This is a genomic window from Microcoleus sp. Pol11C2 (genome assembly GCF_036701505.1).
In the GTDB taxonomy this organism is placed as follows: Bacteria; Cyanobacteriota; Cyanobacteriia; order Cyanobacteriales; family Microcoleaceae; genus Microcoleus.
Window position 1 is genome coordinate 102,310 of sequence record NZ_JAUBQX010000014.1, and the last position, 17,275, is coordinate 119,584.

General features: G+C 45.2%; 17 protein-coding genes and 1 pseudogene. 9 read left to right on the forward strand and 9 right to left on the reverse strand.

Features of this window, described 5'->3' with window-relative positions; all coding sequences use genetic code 11:
- Window positions 1–191: 191 nt before the first annotated feature.
- Together QUA42_RS11195 and hemB are read right to left on the reverse strand one after the other, a co-directional pair.
- A complete protein-coding gene (locus QUA42_RS11195) occupies window positions 192–680 on the reverse strand; it encodes a GNAT family N-acetyltransferase (RefSeq protein WP_190656314.1) in 489 nt (162 codons plus the stop codon).
- A 636-nt stretch (window positions 681–1,316) separates the two neighbouring features.
- Window positions 1,317–2,300, reverse strand: a complete 984-nt coding sequence (hemB, locus tag QUA42_RS11200) for a porphobilinogen synthase (RefSeq protein ID WP_333039856.1) — start codon at window positions 2,298–2,300, stop codon at window positions 1,317–1,319.
- 303 nt (window positions 2,301–2,603) lie between these two features.
- Here hemB and QUA42_RS11205 point away from each other — a divergent pair, with 303 nt between their 5' ends.
- Together QUA42_RS11205 and QUA42_RS11210 are read left to right on the forward strand one after the other, a co-directional pair.
- On the forward strand, window positions 2,604–3,587 hold the full coding sequence (locus tag QUA42_RS11205) for a DUF1517 domain-containing protein (protein WP_333137351.1): 984 nt from the start codon (window positions 2,604–2,606) through the stop codon (window positions 3,585–3,587).
- Window positions 3,588–3,918: 331 nt separating this feature from the next.
- Window positions 3,919–4,473: a cyclic nucleotide-binding domain-containing protein gene (locus tag QUA42_RS11210; protein WP_190656306.1), complete on the forward strand. Its 555-nt coding sequence runs from the start codon at window positions 3,919–3,921 to the stop codon at window positions 4,471–4,473.
- Window positions 4,474–4,701: 228 nt separating this feature from the next.
- Here the strand turns inward: QUA42_RS11210 and QUA42_RS11215 are convergent, their stop codons facing one another.
- Together QUA42_RS11215 and QUA42_RS11220 are read right to left on the reverse strand one after the other, a co-directional pair.
- The gene (locus QUA42_RS11215) at window positions 4,702–5,148 is read right to left on the reverse strand and encodes a hypothetical protein (protein WP_333137352.1); all 447 of its coding nucleotides are present in this window, start codon (window positions 5,146–5,148) and stop codon (window positions 4,702–4,704) included.
- 332 nt (window positions 5,149–5,480) lie between these two features.
- Window positions 5,481–6,251 carry a hypothetical protein gene (locus tag QUA42_RS11220; protein WP_333137353.1) on the reverse strand — a complete coding sequence of 257 codons (771 nt, stop codon included), beginning with the start codon at window positions 6,249–6,251 and terminating at the stop codon, window positions 5,481–5,483.
- Window positions 6,252–7,213: 962 nt separating this feature from the next.
- On the opposite strand from QUA42_RS11220, the gene QUA42_RS11225 reads away from it, so the two are divergent.
- From QUA42_RS11225 to QUA42_RS11250, 6 genes are all read left to right on the forward strand, one after another.
- A complete protein-coding gene (locus QUA42_RS11225) occupies window positions 7,214–7,912 on the forward strand; it encodes a class I SAM-dependent methyltransferase (RefSeq protein ID WP_333137354.1) in 699 nt (232 codons plus the stop codon).
- Window positions 7,913–8,275: 363 nt separating this feature from the next.
- A complete protein-coding gene (locus QUA42_RS11230) occupies window positions 8,276–8,902 on the forward strand; it encodes a 7-carboxy-7-deazaguanine synthase QueE (RefSeq protein ID WP_333137355.1) in 627 nt (208 codons plus the stop codon).
- A 157-nt stretch (window positions 8,903–9,059) separates the two neighbouring features.
- On the forward strand, window positions 9,060–9,470 hold the full coding sequence (locus tag QUA42_RS11235) for an aspartyl protease (RefSeq protein WP_333137356.1): 411 nt from the start codon (window positions 9,060–9,062) through the stop codon (window positions 9,468–9,470).
- Window positions 9,471–9,543: 73 nt separating this feature from the next.
- Window positions 9,544–12,504 (forward strand): excinuclease ABC subunit UvrA, encoded by a 2,961-nt coding sequence (gene uvrA / locus QUA42_RS11240; RefSeq protein WP_333137357.1) that lies wholly within the window; start codon window positions 9,544–9,546, stop codon window positions 12,502–12,504.
- Window positions 12,505–13,410: 906 nt separating this feature from the next.
- The gene (locus QUA42_RS11245) at window positions 13,411–13,515 is read left to right on the forward strand and encodes a hypothetical protein (RefSeq protein WP_333137358.1); all 105 of its coding nucleotides are present in this window, start codon (window positions 13,411–13,413) and stop codon (window positions 13,513–13,515) included.
- A complete protein-coding gene (locus QUA42_RS11250; protein WP_333137359.1) occupies window positions 13,503–13,823 on the forward strand; it encodes a XisI protein in 321 nt (106 codons plus the stop codon). Before QUA42_RS11245 ends, QUA42_RS11250 begins: the two co-directional genes overlap by 13 nt.
- Window positions 13,824–14,028: 205 nt before the next feature.
- On the opposite strand, the gene QUA42_RS11255 is transcribed toward QUA42_RS11250, so the two are convergent.
- Window positions 14,029–14,523, reverse strand: coding sequence for a GAF domain-containing protein (locus QUA42_RS11255; RefSeq protein ID WP_333137360.1), 495 nt, complete (start codon window positions 14,521–14,523; stop codon window positions 14,029–14,031).
- A gap of 386 nt (window positions 14,524–14,909) precedes the next feature.
- On the opposite strand from QUA42_RS11255, the gene QUA42_RS11260 reads away from it, so the two are divergent.
- Entirely contained in the window at window positions 14,910–15,797 is an 888-nt protein-coding gene (locus QUA42_RS11260; protein WP_333137361.1) for an alpha/beta hydrolase, read from the forward strand.
- Between the two features lie 4 nt (window positions 15,798–15,801).
- Here the strand turns inward: QUA42_RS11260 and QUA42_RS11265 are convergent.
- From QUA42_RS11265 to QUA42_RS11280, 4 genes and pseudogenes are all read right to left on the reverse strand, one after another.
- Window positions 15,802–15,972 (reverse strand): annotated as a pseudogene (locus tag QUA42_RS11265) (IS1 family transposase); the annotation flags it as partial.
- Between the two features lie 97 nt (window positions 15,973–16,069).
- A complete protein-coding gene (locus QUA42_RS11270) occupies window positions 16,070–16,441 on the reverse strand; it encodes a transposase (RefSeq protein WP_333137362.1) in 372 nt (123 codons plus the stop codon).
- 166 nt (window positions 16,442–16,607) lie between these two features.
- A complete protein-coding gene (locus tag QUA42_RS11275; RefSeq protein WP_333137363.1) occupies window positions 16,608–16,841 on the reverse strand; it encodes a hypothetical protein in 234 nt (77 codons plus the stop codon).
- Window positions 16,834–17,139 carry a hypothetical protein gene (locus QUA42_RS11280; RefSeq protein ID WP_333137364.1) on the reverse strand — a complete coding sequence of 102 codons (306 nt, stop codon included), beginning with the start codon at window positions 17,137–17,139 and terminating at the stop codon, window positions 16,834–16,836. The genes QUA42_RS11275 and QUA42_RS11280 overlap by 8 nt, the downstream gene beginning before the upstream one ends.
- Window positions 17,140–17,275: the final 136 nt, after the last annotated feature.

Here is a 17,275-nt window from a genome sequence, read left to right on the forward strand (position 1 = left end):
GAAGAAAGTTGGGCCACGCGCAATGTACGGGATGTAACGCAGGTGAGGAAGAAGGCAAGGGATTTAACTGATTTAACTGAGGGCGGGAAGATGGAAAAGGGAAGATGAAAGAAGGAAAGTATTTATAGGGAGTAAGGTGCGCCCTGACGCACCCTACATATTATAGATTTTGATGCCAATCTTGTGATTATTTAACAATTAGCAGTTAGCAATTCGCCGTTGCTAATTTCTAATTCGAGATTCTCTTCGAGAAGCTGATTTTCAAGTACCATTGTGGTGCTAGCATTTTGCTGAAAACCGATGCGCTCGTAGAAGCTTTGTTTGTAAGTTGTCATCAGGTAAACTCGCTCTACTCGGCACATCCGAGGGTGACTCAAGACGGTTTGCACTAATTTACGGCCGAGTCCTGCACCTTGGTAATCCGGGTGAATGGCGACATCCCAGATGGTAGCTCGATAGATCCCATCTGAGGTGGCTCTGGCAAAGCCGATCGCCCGTGAGCCGTCCCAAACTGTAACAACTGGTTCGCTGTTGGCGATCGCAATTTCCCAATCTTCTATCTTGCGTTCCCTCGCCCAAAAGGCGGCGGCTTTAAATAGTTCTTGGATCTGTGCGATGTCTGCGCGATCGCGACCTATACAAAATTGAATGTGACTGGAATCCCTAGTCGTTGATGTCATGCTCAATCTGCCTTCAAGTTGTATCTAAACTGTGTTACTTTTACTGTCTTAGCCGGTATAGTTAATTTTGCTTGGGAACAATCAATGATTGAATTCCCGATTTACAAAACTATTTTTAGTTATACATATTTTCTAAATAATTTCGGTGATTATTAATACTTTTTGGGGTAATTTTTTTCAGTTGACAGTTGACAGCTTGCCCGCTCGCCAAGTCGAAGGGTTGACCTGGGATAGCGACCTCTAGCTGGAAGGAAGAGGATTGCAGTAATGAATAGTCTTCTTTTAATTTCTCCCGCTTATGGGAGAGGCTTTTAACCCATTATTTCTGGTAAAAAAGTCTTTGACTCAAAATTTCCAACTTATAATTTATACCATTGGAGATTTTAGATGCGAATAACTGATTTGGTATGGGTTTAGAGTTCACTTACAGAGAAACCAATTTTTTTGTAGTTACAGCTCACCGCACTGACAAAAAACCCGGTTTCTGAAAGTCTTGATGTGTAAGTGAGAAATCAATATATGCCGTAATGGCTCAAAAATCATCTATCGATCGAGAGAGGTGTTGACTCCACGGGAACACCCGAAGATTGTGCTGTGGAGTCAATTCTCTAACGTCTAATCTAAAATCGAGTGAATCTAGTTTTGCAGCCAGCGGGCGGCGTCTTTGGCGTGATAAGTCAAAATCAAATCAGTACCAGCACGCTTGAATCCTGTCAAAGTTTCCATCACTACTCTTTCTTCATCTATCCAACCGTTGAGGGCGGCGGCTTTCACCATCGCATATTCTCCAGAAACGTTGTAAGCAGCAACTGGCAGGTTAGTTGCTTCTTTCACGCGCCAGATGATGTCCATGTAAGCTAAAGCGGGTTTAACCATGAGCATATCTGCGCCTTCGGCAATGTCGAGAGCAATTTCTTTAAGAGCTTCGCGGCCATTTCCGGGGTCCATTTGATAGGTGCGCCGATCGCCAAATTGCGGAGCAGAATCGGCCGCATCTCGGAACGGGCCATAATAAGCTGAGGCGTATTTTGCCGCGTAAGACATGATGGGAATATCTTCAAATCCAGCGGAGTCCAATCCTTGGCGAATTGCTCCGACAAAACCGTCCATCATTCCCGAAGGCGCGATAATATCTGCACCAGCTTTAGCTTGAGCAATTGCGGTTTTCTTCAGCAATTCTAGTGTGGGATCGTTCAAGACGCGGCCGCTTAAATCTCCGACTTCCAAATAGCCGCAGTGACCGTGACTGGTATATTCGCACAGACAAGTATCGACGATGACGATTAAATCTGGTACGGCTTTTTTAACGGCTTCCGTCGCTTGTTGGACGATGCCGCAGTCGTGCCAAGCACCTGTCGCGTCTGTGTCTTTATCTGCGGGAATCCCGAATAAAATAATCGCGGGAATGCCGAGGTCGTAGACTTCTTTTGCTTCTTCTACTATTTTGTCTACCGATAGCTGGTAAACTCCGGGCATCGATGTGACTTCTTTAGCAAAAGCTTCCCCCGGTACGGCAAATAAGGGGTAAATTAAATCGCTGGTTGTCAAGATATTTTCGCGTACCATCCGGCGGAGTTGGGGATGGTTGCGGAGGCGGCGGGGGCGGTGAGTTGGAAACATAATGTTTTTTTTACGGTAGATAAAGCCCTGTTTTCTAGGACTCGTGGCGCTTCTTTAAAAGTCTAGAGCTTATTGTTGGCCGATCGCCCTGTACTTAAGTAAAGTTCTGTGAAAGCCTGGATGTCCATTGTGGGTAGTCAGGAATGGCAGTCGTTTCTCGCCTTTGCCGTTCCCAGACTCAGCCCTAATGCTGCTTGTGGGATCGGTTAGTACGGATATCTCGCTGGCTTCACACCTGTAACCAGGCTGCCCAGAAGCGAGAATAAACTGTAAATTATAAATGTATCGAATAGTAACGGTCTTATGTACAAGCAACTAATTTCAAAGATGAAACCCCTTTTGAAACCACTATTCGCGATCGGTCTGGTACTGACGCTCGCCCTCGGTAACGCTGATGGAGCTCTGGCTGCCCGCAGCGGAGGACGCATCGGCGGCGGATCTTTTAGTGCTCCAGCCCGCAGTTACTCATCCCCGAGTCGCACTTACGCGCCGTCGGGAGGAGGTTACTACCCGGGCGGCGGCTTTGGCGGCGGTTTCGGTTTCCCGTTCTTGCTGCCGTTTTTTGGCTTTGGGGGCGGGTTTGGCGGCCTGTTCTCGATTTTGATTTTTATCTCGATCGCTAATTTCCTCGTCCAAAGCTTCCGCCGCGCCGGGGGCGGAACTGACGAACTCGGCAACAGCGCCCCCACCACTACAGTATCTGTCGCCCGCTTGCAAGTCGGTTTGCTAGCAGAGGCCCGCGGTTTGCAAGCCGAACTCGACGCCCTAGCGCTAAAAGCGGATACCGATACCGCAGCAGGCCGCGCTCAAGTGCTGCAAGAATCTACTCTGGCGCTGCTGCGCCATCCTGAATACTGGTCTTACGCGGGCGCTGAATCTGTGCAAACTCGCTTGGAAGCAGCCGAAGCTAAGTTTAATCAATTTTCTTTGGCAGAACGCAGCAAATTTACTGAAGAAACGCTCTCGAATTATAACAACCAGCTCCGACAAGCAGGGAGCAGCAAGATCCTGCCTGGTTTGCAGGAAAAGGGGGCGCTGGTTGCTTCTGATTTGAATTCTGATCCCGGGGAATATATTGTGGTGACGGTGATTGTCGGTACTCAAGGTAAATTGCAATTGCCAGCCGTGAAAAATTCTGAAGATTTGCGCCAAGCTTTGCGCCAGATTGGGGGAGTATCGAGCGAGCAGTTGCTGGCGGTTGAGGTGCTGTGGACTCCTCAAGCCAACGGGGACACTCTGACTGCTGACGATATGTTGGCCGGCTATCCTGATTTGCGATCGATTTAGTGAGCAAGACTGGGCGCGGAGTATTGTCTACCGCGCCCCATCCCGCAGCAAAGCTGGGCGGGTGAACCCAATTGGTTTTGAGACGCGAATTTTACACGAGTTTTTTGAGGTCGATCGAGTTAAAGAAGATTGTTTAACAAATGCTAGTATTGAGAGATTATCATTCAGCCTGATTCATCTGCTACGGGCAAAGCCTGCCTGAGATGGGTTTTGCAAAGAAGTTAGGCAGGATAAAAAAAACTGTATTGAGCGAGGACTGCTTCGGCAGAAGTTGCGACCGCGCGCCATCTAAATTATATATGAAAGAAGAAGGGATCGAGAGCTAAAACTTATGGCCGACAGCAGCAGGAAAAAAGCACTTTTTATTTTGAGCCAGTTAAATAATGACGATATCAACTGGATCGTCCATAAAGGCAAAAAGGAAGTTCTCGATCCGGGCGGGATTTTGATCCATGAAGGGAGACAGATCGATGCGCTATACATTGTTTTGAATGGCAGTTTGAGCGTTTTGATCGAGGCTGAGCGGACTAGAGAACTCGCTAAAATAGCCAGCGGAGAACTGGTGGGAGAAGTCTCTTTCATTGACGCTCGCCCTCCTTTGGCAACGGTGAAGGCGATCGAAGAAACTCACTTGCTGGCAATTCCTAGGCGGCAGTTAGTAATCAAACTTCAAAACGATATGGGCTTTGCTTCCCGGTTTTATTATGGAATTTCACTGTGTCTGGCAGACAGGATGCGCGGTACGATCAGACATATAGAATACGGTCGCAATATTGAATTAGATCAACCCGAATTTGAACGAGAGGATATCAATCCTAACGTCCTGGAAAATTTGGCGCTAGCTGAGGCTAAGTTTAATTGGCTGAGAGAAAATGTTAAAGCTTGAGGAATTTTAAGGCTTTTTTGAGCTGGGTGTGAAAGCTTGCCGATTGATACGGTAAGTGAGAGATTTACGATGTAACTTCTCAACTCAAAAAAAAACCGATGTGCAAAACACAACACGGGCGGGTTGTACCGGAAATATCGAGCAATAACTGCCGGAACTATAAAAACCCGCCCCTTGGGTTTGCAGTTGCAATTTCGCGCGCTGAAACGCAACTACCAACCACACAATCTAGATAATGCCCGGGCCTTTACCGCGAGTATCTGCATCCATTGTCAGTTTTCCTTCCTCGCCTTTTTTATCTTTGACTTCTGCGAGAATTCGAGCGCGTTCTGCGGCTTCAGCTTCCTCTTTTTCTCTCAAATCGCCCGGTTCGTTGATGTACATTTCCGGTTCGATCGCGTAATTGTTAACCAGACCTTCTTTGTCTACTGTATAACCATCGGTGGTGTGAATGCTTTCGTTATCGGTTTGGTCATCAGTTTTTGCACTTTTCTGCTTCCCTTCGTTGGTGGTGTGCATGAAATTAGCGCCTTCCCGTTCTTGCCGTGCTGCTGTCTCCGCAGGAGTAATGCCCCTGTCGTAGTGGGGGGCTTCCATATTGGCTTCGATTTGTTCGTCGGCCGGTGTTGATTTGCTAACTTCTTCTTTGGGGGGTATTGGTTGACGATTAGTCATGATTTATTCCTGAGTTATATTTTCAAAAAGGTCTTTGCGCTATGTTTAAATATTAGGTCAAAGCTAGCTCATTCACAAACTATCTTTGGTTATAGTTTGCGAAAAATTGCTGCTAGGGAAAATAGCTTGATTGAGTCTTCCTGAAGACTGATAAAATTCTGTTTTTATTTAAATTCTTACTATCTGTGGCTATTTGGCATCTATCTAAAGATAGGGCATTGGGAATTGGGCATCGGGCATCGGGCATCGCGCATTGGTAACTAATGACAACAAACAACAGTCAACAGTCAACTATGAACTGTCAACTGTCAACTGTCAACTGTCAACTGACTTTACGATTCTTTAAAGAAGCGGATGATTTCGCGGACGTGGTTGAGAAATTGTCCGTCATCGGTGAGTTGGGCGATCGCACTTTCTGCATCTCTTGCGAGTTTAGTGTGTTCTGCCTGATTTGTCGCTTGCAAAGATTGTAGAGATGCGGATACAGTAGTTAATTCTCTTCTGATAGCTGCCCGTTCCCGATTTTGGACAGCCGCCCACGAATTCGGATCGTCTGAATTTAATTGATCGGTCAAATTTCTAACTGTAGATTCTAACCCTGCAAAGCGGCTGCGGAGTTCGACAATATCTTCGCGGGGGTACAAAAATTGGCTGCGGATAGTTGTCAGCCGCTGGGCTAAATACTGATAACCTCGGATAGCTGGACGCAGTACAGTTAACAGCAGTGCAGCACCGGAACTGAGATAGCCAACAGCACTAATTCCGGCGGCGGCTAGGGCATAAAGCGCGATCGCGCTAAACAGGTGAAGTGCGATCGCCGCAAAGAGCGATCGGCTAACTAATACAGTAACGTATTGGAGTTGTTCCAGATCGACAGCAATGTTTTTTTTAGTCGATTCTGCGGCTTGCGCTAAAACTTCTTTAGCTTCAAAATGGATATTCCAGGGAACTGTAACTATCAACAACAGCCATTCAAAACTAGCAATGGCAATTACCCAATCGATGAAGCTGCCGGCGGGGATGTGCAGCCATTGCAGAATGGCAAAAAATAGCAGCAAAAATATACCTGTGACGGCACCAAAACCTGCGAAAGTGTAAGACATGGCGATCGCCCTTGCGAAATGTTGTTTTGATTGTGGGTAGGTGCTTTAGGTCTGGAGTAATAAACTGTGACAGTTAAGTGAGCGTCCTATTAATCCCGGTTCATTAGTTATGAGTAACAATGCAGGCCAAGGGTTGCGATCAACCTGTTTTTTCCCACAAATACTTGCTATACCTCTATCGTGGAACGTAATTGAGATTTGGGGTAGGTTGTTTAGGTATGGATTCATAAGGTGTGACAGTTAAGAAATCGTCCTATTGAACCCAGTTTATTAATTATTAGTAATACTTCGGGAGACAAGGGTTTCCAGACGCCGGGTTTGTTCCAGGAACATACACGGGCTTGAACCCATCCATAATCCATAATAGTTAAAGGAAACGGTTTGCTGGTTTGGGAGTGCGTAAGTCCTCAATAATTACTCATTGGCGATTGAGTAGAGCGACACACAAAAACTTGACAATGTAACAAAATGTAAACGAATCACAACCTCTGGGATTGCTTCATTGAACTGGCAATGACATACTTATGTTTTTCGCAGTTCGTCTACTTCGCGATCGGGATGAAGTCACTTTTTCACCGACTCATATCATTTGAGATTTATTTGAAATTTGAGATGGGAAATAGCTTATTATGTATGATTTTGCAGCTTGTGTAGAGTTGCATTCATTTTTTGAACTGCTATCACTAACGGCGTTACACGCTGCTAGCAACCCAGCAATCTCAAAACGCTCCCTTCTATCCATTTTTATTTTCCAGAGGTGCTAAATCACCTGTGGCTGAGATAAACTGATTTGCAAGTAGAGCGCGCGTTTTGCAAGTTGCCTCTGTGTAACCGAGACACTGCTACTGCAACCTGTCATCAGCCCCAGCGAAATAGGTGCCAAAATTAACTCTACAGTCTCCGATTTCCATTAACAGCGCGTCTACAATCTAAAATCAAAAGTGAGCAGCAAGGACAAACCGATGGCGAACTCAACACTTGGCTTAGAAAATCAACTTTACGATTATCTGTTATCTATTTCTCTGCGGGAGCCAGATATTCTCGCTTCACTACGGGAAGAAACTGCTAAACATCCTATGGGTATGATGCAGATTGCTCCCGAACAAGGTCAGTTTATGGAGCTAATGGTGCAGCTTATGGGAGCGACCAAAACCTTAGAAATTGGCGTTTTTACTGGTTATAGCTCGCTGTGCGTAGCTTTGGCGCTGCCTTCAAACGGTCAGATTATTGCTTGCGATGTCAGCGAGGAATATACTGCGATCGCACGACGCTATTGGGAAGCTGCGGGCGTTGCTAATAAGATTTCTTTGCAGTTGGGCCCAGCAATAAATACTCTCGACAAACTAATAGCCGAGGGACAAGCTGGAACCTTTGATTTTGCCTTCATCGACGCCGATAAAGAAAATTATGAGGCTTATTTTGAGCGATCGCTCCAACTTGTACGCAATGGGGGTTTAATTGTAATTGACAATGTTCTGTGGTCAGGACGAGTAGCTGACCCTCAAGTACAAGACGAAAGTACCACCGCCATTCGTACTTTTAACGACAAATTGCGTAACGATCCCAGAGTTACTCTCAGTGTTGTCCCCATTGCTGACGGGCTGACTTTGGCATTGAAACGCCGCTGGGCTACTATGATGGAACCTGAACAGGATAATTAAAGAGTTATTTGCGGTTTGTGGTGGATTTTTCAGTTGACAGTTGACAGTTGACAGTTGACCGCACGCGGGGCGACCTCTACCTGGAAGAAAGAGGATTGGAGTAATGAATAGTCTTCTTTTAATTTCTCAAGGGCGATCGGGCTTTGGGCTTTAAACCAATTCTTTCTGGTAAGGACTTATGCAAAAGCTATGAAGAAACCGGATTTCTGAGTCAAGCTTCTGGGATAAAACGGATATTTTTTTTTCAGAAACCCCGTTTATGCGTTCAGGACTGTTTTTATTTGCTGCAAACCGCGAAGGAATAACAATTTAAGAATATTATATTTAAACAACGTAATTTTTTGATTTGAGGCGTAACTTCGGGTGTCTAATTTACAACTTAAATTACCAATTCACGAAACTTTTCAGTGTACTGTTCAAGGCGAAGGTTACTGGACGGGGACTTTAGTTGATTTTATCAGATTGGCCGGTTGTCCTGTGCGGTGTCCTTGGTGCGACACGGGTTACGCAAATGGGGGCAAAGGTTTGCCGTCTGTACCGCAGTCGATCGCACAATTGCTCGCTCAATTGCAGTCTCCGAGAGTGGTAATTACTGGCGGCGAACCTTTCATTCACCGCGATTTGCCTGAGTTAGTTGAAGCTTTGTTAGAAGCTGACAAGCAGGTGAGTATTGAAACTTCGGGCGCTTGCTGGCAGGATGTTTCCCCGCAGGCTTGGATTACTCTTTCTCCGAAGGAACACGTCAATCCTAAATATCCGGTGCAAGAGCTTTTTTGGACTAGAGCCAATGAAATTAAGTTAGTGATTAGCACTGGCGAAGAAGTTGAAGTTTATCACAAGCATTTGGAAAATAATGTGAATATTCCGGTTTTTTTGCAACCAGAATGGAACTCCCAAAAATCAGCAATTCCCCTTATTTTGGAATTGCTGAAACAAAATTCTAGTTACAGGCTATCTTTGCAAACTCACAAGTTTATTGGCGTGCAATAATAATTGGATGATTTAGCCAGAGATGTTCGTCCGGTGGGCGGTGCAGGATGGGGAGTGCCTGGTTCGACAATCTGTGGAAATATGTGCTATAATTAAAGTAGCAATTTATGATAATTTGAACGTAATTTAACCAACTACGGAAACCCCAAGGGAAAAAGTGATCGCAACCGTAGTAATTACGAATTGGATTGATGAAGCTAAAGCCGAAGATGGTCTGATTCCAATCGAGCAAGTCAGGTCTGTTACTGTAGAAAATGTTTGGGTGGAGACGGGCGCCACTACTTTGTGTTTACCTAAAGATGTCATTGCCAGACTGGGTTTGAAAATCCTCAAGCAAGTAGTTGTGGAAACAGCCACGGGCATTAGTGAGGCGAGGATTTTTGGGGCTGCTTCGATTTCGCTGTGCGGGCGCGAAGGGACTTTTGAGTGTTTGGAATTGTCCGAGGGGAAAACGCCACTTTTAGGCGTGATTCCGATGGAAGCGCTGGGAATTGAAGTGGATTTGAAGCGTCAAAGTTTGAAGGTTTTGCCCGACGGGCCGACGGAAACTTATTTGACAATTCTTTGATATTCTTGAGTTTGGATGCCAGCTATTCGATCGGCAGCGCTAAGATGGTTAAGCACTGTTTTGCACTACTCTCATGTCCCAACGCGCCAAAACCTCAAACAGCCAGCCAAGTGCATCCCGCAACGGGCATAATGTGACGAATTCTCACTCTCACAACCAAAATACGATTCGGGTTCGCGGTGCGAGACAGCACAACCTGAAAAATATCGATCTGGAACTGCCGCGCGATCGACTGATCGTTTTTACTGGTGTCTCCGGTTCTGGCAAGTCTTCCCTCGCTTTCGATACAATTTTTGCCGAGGGACAGCGCCGCTACGTGGAGTCTCTCAGCGCCTACGCGCGCCAGTTTTTGGGACAGTTGGACAAACCGGATGTGGACGCGATTGAGGGGTTGAGTCCGGCTATTTCGATCGACCAAAAGTCAACTTCTCATAACCCGCGATCGACTGTTGGCACTGTTACAGAAATTTACGATTATCTCAGATTACTCTACGGCAGAGCTGGCGAACCACACTGTCCGATTTGCGATCGCTGCATTGCGCCGCAGACAATTGATGAAATGTGCGATCGAGTCATGGCACTTCCAGACGGTACTCGCTTTCACCTTCTGGCACCAGTTGTACGCGGAAAAAAAGGCACTCACCGCAAATTATTGTCGAGTTTAGCTGCGGAAGGATTTATTCGCGTCAAAGTTAACGGAGAAATTTTAGAACTTTCGGAAAATATCGAATTAGATAAAAATCATACGCACAATATCGAGATAGTTGTCGATCGGTTAATTAAAAAACCCGGTTTAGAAGAACGTTTAGTTGATTCTCTGGCAACTTGTTTGCGCCATTCTGAGGGGATTGCGATTATTGAAGAGTTACCGACAGAAGAAAATTCCCAACCACAGGGGCCGATCGTATTTTCCGAAAACTTTGCTTGTCCCGAACACGGCGCGGTAATGGAGGAACTTTCCCCTCGGTTATTTTCGTTTAATTCGCCCTACGGCGCGTGCCAAAACTGTCACGGTTTGGGGAGTTTGCGGGCTTTTGCGCCGGAGTTGGTAGTTCCCGACGAGAAAGCGCCTCTTTATTGTGCGATCGCGCCTTGGTCAGACAAAGACAATTCTTATTATCTCTCTTTGCTTTGCAGTATTGCTGATAGTTGCGGGTTTGATATCGACACTCCTTGGTATCGATTAAAGCCCGAACACCAGCGGGTGATTTTGTACGGCAATGAGCAAAAGCGCAGCGCAGAAAGTAAAAAGCGGGACGGCAGCACTGATTTTAGGAGAGATTTTAATGGCGTAATTTCCATGTTGCAGCGCCAGTACGACGATACAGGTTCCGATCTGATCAAGCAGAAGTTGGAACAGTATCGGGTCGATCGCTCTTGCGAGGTTTGTCACGGCAAACGCTTGAAACCCGAAGCGCTTTCGGTGCGGTTGGGACAGTACGGAATTGTAGATTTAACCAGTATTTCGATTCGCGAATGTCGCGAACGAGTAAATAATTTGGGATTGAGCGATCGGCAATTCCAAATATCCGATTTAGCCCTGAGAGAAATCAAAGCAAGGCTGCAATTTTTGCTCGATGTCGGGTTAGATTACCTGACTTTAGACCGCGCAGCAATGACGCTTTCTGGCGGAGAAGCCCAGCGAATTCGGCTAGCGACTCAAATCGGTTCTGGTTTGACGGGTGTTCTCTACGTTTTGGACGAACCCAGCATCGGACTCCACCAAAGAGACAATTTTCGCCTACTGCAAACCTTAACAAAATTACGCGATTTAGGCAATACTTTGATTGTCGTAGAACACGATGAAGAAACCATGCGGGCGGCCGACCACATTGTCGATATCGGGCCCGGCGCCGGCGTTCACGGTGGCAAAATTATATCGCAAGGAAGTTTAGAAAATTTGCTGACGGCAGAGGAATCTTTGACGGGTGCTTATTTGTCGGGAAAGCGAGTAATTGAAACCCCTAATGAAAGGAGAAAAGGCAACGGCAAAGCTCTTTCAATAACCAATGCGAGGCGCAACAATTTAAAAAATATTGATGTGGAAATTCCCCTGGGAAAACTCGTCTGCGTGACGGGGGTTTCGGGTTCTGGAAAATCAACTTTAATCAATGAATTGCTGTATCCGTCGCTGCAACACTATATCACCAAAAAAGTGCCTTTACCACCCGATATGGACGCCCTCAAAACGAAAGGGGAACGCTCTCTAGAGGATGTGGTTGATAAGGTAATTGTAATTGACCAATCTCCCATCGGTCGTACTCCGCGCTCTAATCCCGCTACTTACACGGGAGTCTTTGACGTGATTCGGGATTTGTTTGCCGAAAGCATTGAAGCGAAGGCAAGAGGTTACAAAGCGGGGCAGTTTTCTTTTAACGTCAAAGGGGGAAGGTGCGAAGCTTGCGGCGGCCAAGGCGTGAACGTGATTTCGATGAATTTTCTGCCCGATGTTTACGTGCAGTGTGAGGTTTGCAAGGGTGCACGGTACAACCGGGAAACGCTGCAAGTTAAGTACAAAGGCAAGTCTATTTCTGATGTTTTGAACATGACCGTAGAGGAATCTTTGGAAATGTTTAAAAATATTCCCAGGGCGGGCGCCAGACTGCAAACTTTGGTTGATGTTGGTTTGGGTTACATTCAGTTGGGACAGCCGGCGCCGACGCTTTCTGGGGGCGAAGCGCAGCGCGTCAAATTGGCAACGGAACTGTCGCGCCGCGCTACTGGGAAGACGCTTTATTTGATCGACGAACCGACGACTGGTTTGTCATTTTATGATGTTCACCATTTGTTAAATGTGCTGCAACGATTGGTAGATAAGGGTAATTCAATTTTGGTAATCGAACACAATTTAGATGTGATTCGGTGCTGCGATTGGGCGATCGATTTAGGCCCTGAAGGGGGAGATAAGGGGGGCGAAATTATTGTGGCGGGGACGCCGGAGGATGTGGCGGCAAATCAGAGGTCTTATACTGGGAAGTATTTGCAAGCTGTTTTGCAGCAGCATCCTTTGGGGGAGGCTTTAGCCGTTAGTTAATACTAACAGGAATTACGCAATTCTCATAATTAGTAAGGTGCGTCAGATATTTAAACCTTAAATAATCGTTTAAGAAACTCACCTGACGCACCCTACAATTAAAATACTATTACAAGTTAGTCTGCTTAGTCGTCAGAGAGTTCTGCTCTGCAATCCGATCGGCTCTGGGACAGAGGTATACTGGTACAAATTAGCCAAGCTTCATCAAGGAAAACAATGGGTGCAAAATTTAACTTTGTATGTCCTGGTTGTGGGTACATAGCAAAATGGGTTTCTGGTTGTTGGGACGTTGGAATGATCGCTGTTGTTAGAACAATGACCTGTGAAGATTGTGAAGCAGTAGTTGACGTTCTGATTGGGGGCGATGGCAAAGATGGCCCGACTGGCGATCCTAACTATGATAAGAGCCTCAATATTTGTCCTAAATGTCAAGGATCGCGGCTCTATCCCTGGCCTAGTAAACATCCTTGCCCAAAGTGTGATGCCAAGATGATTAAGGATAAAACATCGGTGATGTCCTGGGATTAGAAAAGGCTTTGAAATTTGCATGAGGGGCAGAGTTTTTCCTGGGAGTTGTACAGTGCCTCTAGCTTTTAATCTTTACAGTTTGGGGGCTGGGTCTAACATTTCAGTGCTTTCAAATGATTAATACTAATAATATCGTCGTTTAAGAGTATTTAAGATGCTGGATTGAAGTTTTATGACAGCGCTCGTTAGCCCGTATTTTGAAGCTCAGCATCCTTGACAAAGGCTTTATCAATTCACGGCGCAAAGTTTCGCAGGTGGCTCCACCATTTCTGAATTCCACACCGCCCTCGGTCAATTCCTCAACTATCGCATTGCCCTCGAAGTCTTAGCGAACCAGAACTTATACTGTATCTGGCAGTGCCCACCGATACCTACCAAATGTTTCTCAGATTTGAACCCGCAAAAACTGTCATCGAACGTTATGAAATTCGACTAATTATTTACAATCCAATTCGTGAGGCGATCGACCAATGGATAGACTAAACGAATACCGCAAAATTGTTTGTGACTTTCTCGAAGACTTTTCTAAAAATGACGCAAATGCTCAGCTAATCTTCGATATCGCCCGCGATCGATACCTCGTTATGCACAACGAATGGCGCGACGAATATCGCATCTATGGGTGTGCCATGCAGCTCGATATCATCGAAAATAAAATCTGGATTCAACACAACAGTACGGAAATCTACATCGATCGAGAACTGATTCAACGTGGCGTGTCTCCTCAAGATATCATTCTTGGGTTTCGCTCCCCCAGCATCCGAAAAATCCTTGCCACCAAATATTCCTAGAGACAAAAGTGTGAAACAGTTAGATGAATATCGGGATCGATTGGGACAGGATTCTGGTTGCTTGGTAATATGCGATCGCCGAGAGAATGCACCCGAACTCGAAAACGGTTGAACACTGAGATTCATACTACTCCAAGGGGGCGATAGATTACAGTAATTCGAGGGTGAAATCCTGGTATATTATGTACTAATAGTAGATGCGATATTAACTATCTTGAATTGTCGGAGATATTGCCATATTTTGTGCTTGTTGCTGCATGAATTCAATGTCGGATCGCGACCAAGTGCGGGGCCCGCTGCACTGATGAGCAATTAACAGCCCCCACAGTCCTTTGTTCGTTAAAATTGGCACAACTAAATTGGCGCGAACTTTCAGGCTACGCAGAAAATCTCGGTGGCATTGGTGAATTGGTTCTACTTCAATATCTGTAATTGCTCTAACTCTGCCGGCTTCGTACAAAGCAGCGTGGTCGCCGTTAAAACACTCATCTGGCCCCGTTGAACCCAAGATTGAGAGTTCGATCGCACTCAACATCTCGTAAGTCACTCGGCCTTGCCATTGCGTGTAAAAATGATAAAGCACCGCGCGATCGCTCTGCAAAATTTCTCGAATGTCGTAGAGGGATTTTTCAACTAATACGTCGCGCTTTAGACGATCTGTCAAGCGGTTAACAATGTTTTGCAGGCGATCGCCCGACATAGTATTAACTCCTTTAATTCCTAGTACACTCGCCTGATTTAAATTATTGAACTGGCACCATCACAAGACCTCAAAATGTTGCGCTTCGGGATTTTCGCGCCTTCAAAAATGAGTAATTTTTGGCTTAACAGTTGTCTGGATGCCAGCAACATTATACTATTATTTGGACAGAGATAGCAATCTTTTTGGGCAACGGGCGATCGCGTCGGGCCCCCCAAGCTACGGCTTTTTTGCGCGAAGAACCACCAGCGGGACGCCTGTTCCACAAATGAAGAGAAAAGGAAGGGTTTACAAGTGCTGGGAGAATTGCTAGATATGCCTAAAGTTGGTTCCTCTTAAAGAGAGTAACTGCTAGGCTATCTCGATAGCTAGAGGAAGCATCAAATATGTCTGTGCTAGAAGCTGCTTGGAAACACGAATTTATCCCTACGAACGGCATCAAACTGCACTGTGTCACTCAAGGTTCTGGGCCGCTGATGCTGATGCTGCACGGATTTCCTGAATTTTGGTATTCTTGGCGACATCAAATCCCAGAATTTGCATCAGATTATAAAGTAGTCGCTGTAGATCTCAGGGGTTACAACGACAGCGACAAACCTCACGATCAATCTGCTTACGTGATGGCAGAGTTTGTGAAAGATGTCAAAGACATTATTCAGGGTTTGGGATACGAAAGTTGCGTCTTAGTTGGTCACGACTGGGGAGGTGCGATCGCCTGGAATTTTGCTTATGCTTATCCCCAAATGGTAGATAAATTAATTGTGATGAATCTACCACATCCGGCAAAGTTTGCTGAAGGGTTACGCACTCCCCAACAATTGCTGAGAAGTTGGTACATCTTTTTGTTTCAGTTGCCAGTTTTGCCGGAGTTGTTAATTCAGTTGGGCGACTATCAGGCAATTTCGGCTGCTTTGGAAGGTATGGCAGTTAACAAAAGCACCTTTAGCCCCTCAGATATCGAAGCTTACAAAGATGCGGCTGCCAAACGGGGCGCTCTGACTGCTACTATCAATTATTACCGCAATATTGCTCGCGGATTTCTCGATCGCCAGAATTGGAGGGTTCTGGAAGTTCCGACGCTGATGATTTGGGGAGAAAATGATGCCGCCCTCGGCAAAGAGTTAACCTATGGAACCGCAGATTACGTCCGGGATTTTCAGATTCATTACATTCCTAATTGCAGCCACTGGGTGCAGCAGGAACAGCCGCAGTTAGTGAATCGGTACATGAGAGATTTTTTGGCAAGTAACTTCCTTGGTGTTGCACAAAGGTGAATGATTAAGAGAACAGAGGAATCGGCTCGTGTTTAAGATAGTAAATCAGCAAGCGTACTGACTTGTACAACATGTCAACGGACTTGGAATAACACAAAGTCTTGCGGTGAAGTCGAGCCAGATAGTGCCGTAGACGACAATTTTCTCCTTAAACTCTAGTCATCCCTGTTTTGCTCCCTCTTCTGGTCACACTCATCGCTTAAACAAGCGATACACACAATAGCCGTCAGTGATAAGCTGTTGTGCCTTTAAATCAATACTTCGGACAGTTTTTAAGCAGCGAGAGTACCATAGGATAGGACGGAGGGGAGGTTAGGGTGATTTAAAATTAAGTTAGGGTCTAAATCTAACTTGTGAATAAAGGTGTAAAGTAGATGTCTATTTAATTCCAAGCGTTTATAAGAGACCATTGAAAACACGAAGGGAGCCGGAGACAAGTGACAATTATAGGCTTCATATTTGGCTACATTTAAAGCAATTAGACTGGCATTAAAATGAAAATCAAGCCGTTGACTACTACGACATTGAGAATCAGATAAACCCGTAAATTGTTTGGCCTCACGAAAAATAAACTCAATCTGAAAACGAGCCTGATAATACTCAAGTATTTGCTGGGGTGGGAGATTAATATCCGTACTAAACAATAAAATATTTTTTATTTTACCGTTGGGTTGAAGTTCAGACAGACAGGCTCAACGTATTTTACATTTTAAACAACAACTCCATACTACTAATGAATAAAGCTTGACTCCCGGCTTAAGTTATTTGATGAAAGTTAAATTTGTCAAATTATTGCAGTCAACCTTACCATCATATTTTCTCCTGAGCGCCCCGTTGATTTTTTTCACCTGTATAAATGTAATTCAAGTTGGCATCAACTCTTAATTTACTAATCAAATTTAAATCTGCATCACGTACAGCATTCCAGAATTTAAAGCGGTAATAATAACCATCAGCGACCAAGTAACGGACAGAATCTGGCAACAGGGAACGAGTCTTTATTAAATGTTGAGCATAGTCATCAACTTTTGTTGTCTCAGGCATTTAGCTTTCTGGAGCTATTTTTTTGCCCCGTTTTTTTGAGTTTTTTTTCGCCTTGGCAGTTAGGGGATGTTTCGGTAGTTCTGTTGGAGGACGCCACTTCGTCAAGTTGTACACTGAGACTATAAGACAAATGAGTTTTAACTTCGACAACAGCAATTACAGAAATTTCTAATCCCTCTTCAGGTTTGCCAGCTACACCATTATAAAAACTAGCTTTTCCTTCAGTTTTTTTGCCACTTTTTGGAATAAAATAACAATCGATGACTGCAATCAGTGTGGGAGCATCCCGATTTTGCAAGTATATATACAAAAGTATGATAAAATGCGCTGCTTTTGGGCAATACTCCGGACAGTTTTTGGAACGAGACTACAAGCTTACGTGGGGCCAGGAGCATAAAAAAGTCGAATTAAATGTAAGTCAGGGGTGGAGCTGA

Excerpts from the sequence above, each read along its gene's own strand:
- QUA42_RS11275 (WP_333137363.1), bottom strand. The coding sequence starts at position 16,841 with ATGCCTGAGACAACAAAAGTTGATGACTATGCTCAACATTTAATAAAG.
- QUA42_RS11210 (WP_190656306.1), top strand. The coding sequence starts at position 3,919 with ATGGCCGACAGCAGCAGGAAAAAAGCACTTTTTATTTTGAGCCAGTTA.
- QUA42_RS11220 (WP_333137353.1), bottom strand. The coding sequence starts at position 6,251 with ATGTCTTACACTTTCGCAGGTTTTGGTGCCGTCACAGGTATATTTTTG.
- QUA42_RS11205 (WP_333137351.1), top strand. The coding sequence starts at position 2,604 with ATGTACAAGCAACTAATTTCAAAGATGAAACCCCTTTTGAAACCACTA.
- QUA42_RS11255 (WP_333137360.1), bottom strand. The coding sequence starts at position 14,523 with ATGTCGGGCGATCGCCTGCAAAACATTGTTAACCGCTTGACAGATCGT.
- QUA42_RS11215 (WP_333137352.1), bottom strand. The coding sequence starts at position 5,148 with ATGACTAATCGTCAACCAATACCCCCCAAAGAAGAAGTTAGCAAATCA.
- QUA42_RS11225 (WP_333137354.1), top strand. The coding sequence starts at position 7,214 with ATGGCGAACTCAACACTTGGCTTAGAAAATCAACTTTACGATTATCTG.
- QUA42_RS11245 (WP_333137358.1), top strand. The coding sequence starts at position 13,411 with ATGTTTCTCAGATTTGAACCCGCAAAAACTGTCATCGAACGTTATGAA.
- QUA42_RS11195 (WP_190656314.1), bottom strand. The coding sequence starts at position 680 with ATGACATCAACGACTAGGGATTCCAGTCACATTCAATTTTGTATAGGT.
- uvrA (WP_333137357.1), top strand. The coding sequence starts at position 9,544 with ATGTCCCAACGCGCCAAAACCTCAAACAGCCAGCCAAGTGCATCCCGC.
- QUA42_RS11260 (WP_333137361.1), top strand. The coding sequence starts at position 14,910 with ATGTCTGTGCTAGAAGCTGCTTGGAAACACGAATTTATCCCTACGAAC.
- hemB (WP_333039856.1), bottom strand. The coding sequence starts at position 2,300 with ATGTTTCCAACTCACCGCCCCCGCCGCCTCCGCAACCATCCCCAACTC.
- QUA42_RS11250 (WP_333137359.1), top strand. The coding sequence starts at position 13,503 with ATGGATAGACTAAACGAATACCGCAAAATTGTTTGTGACTTTCTCGAA.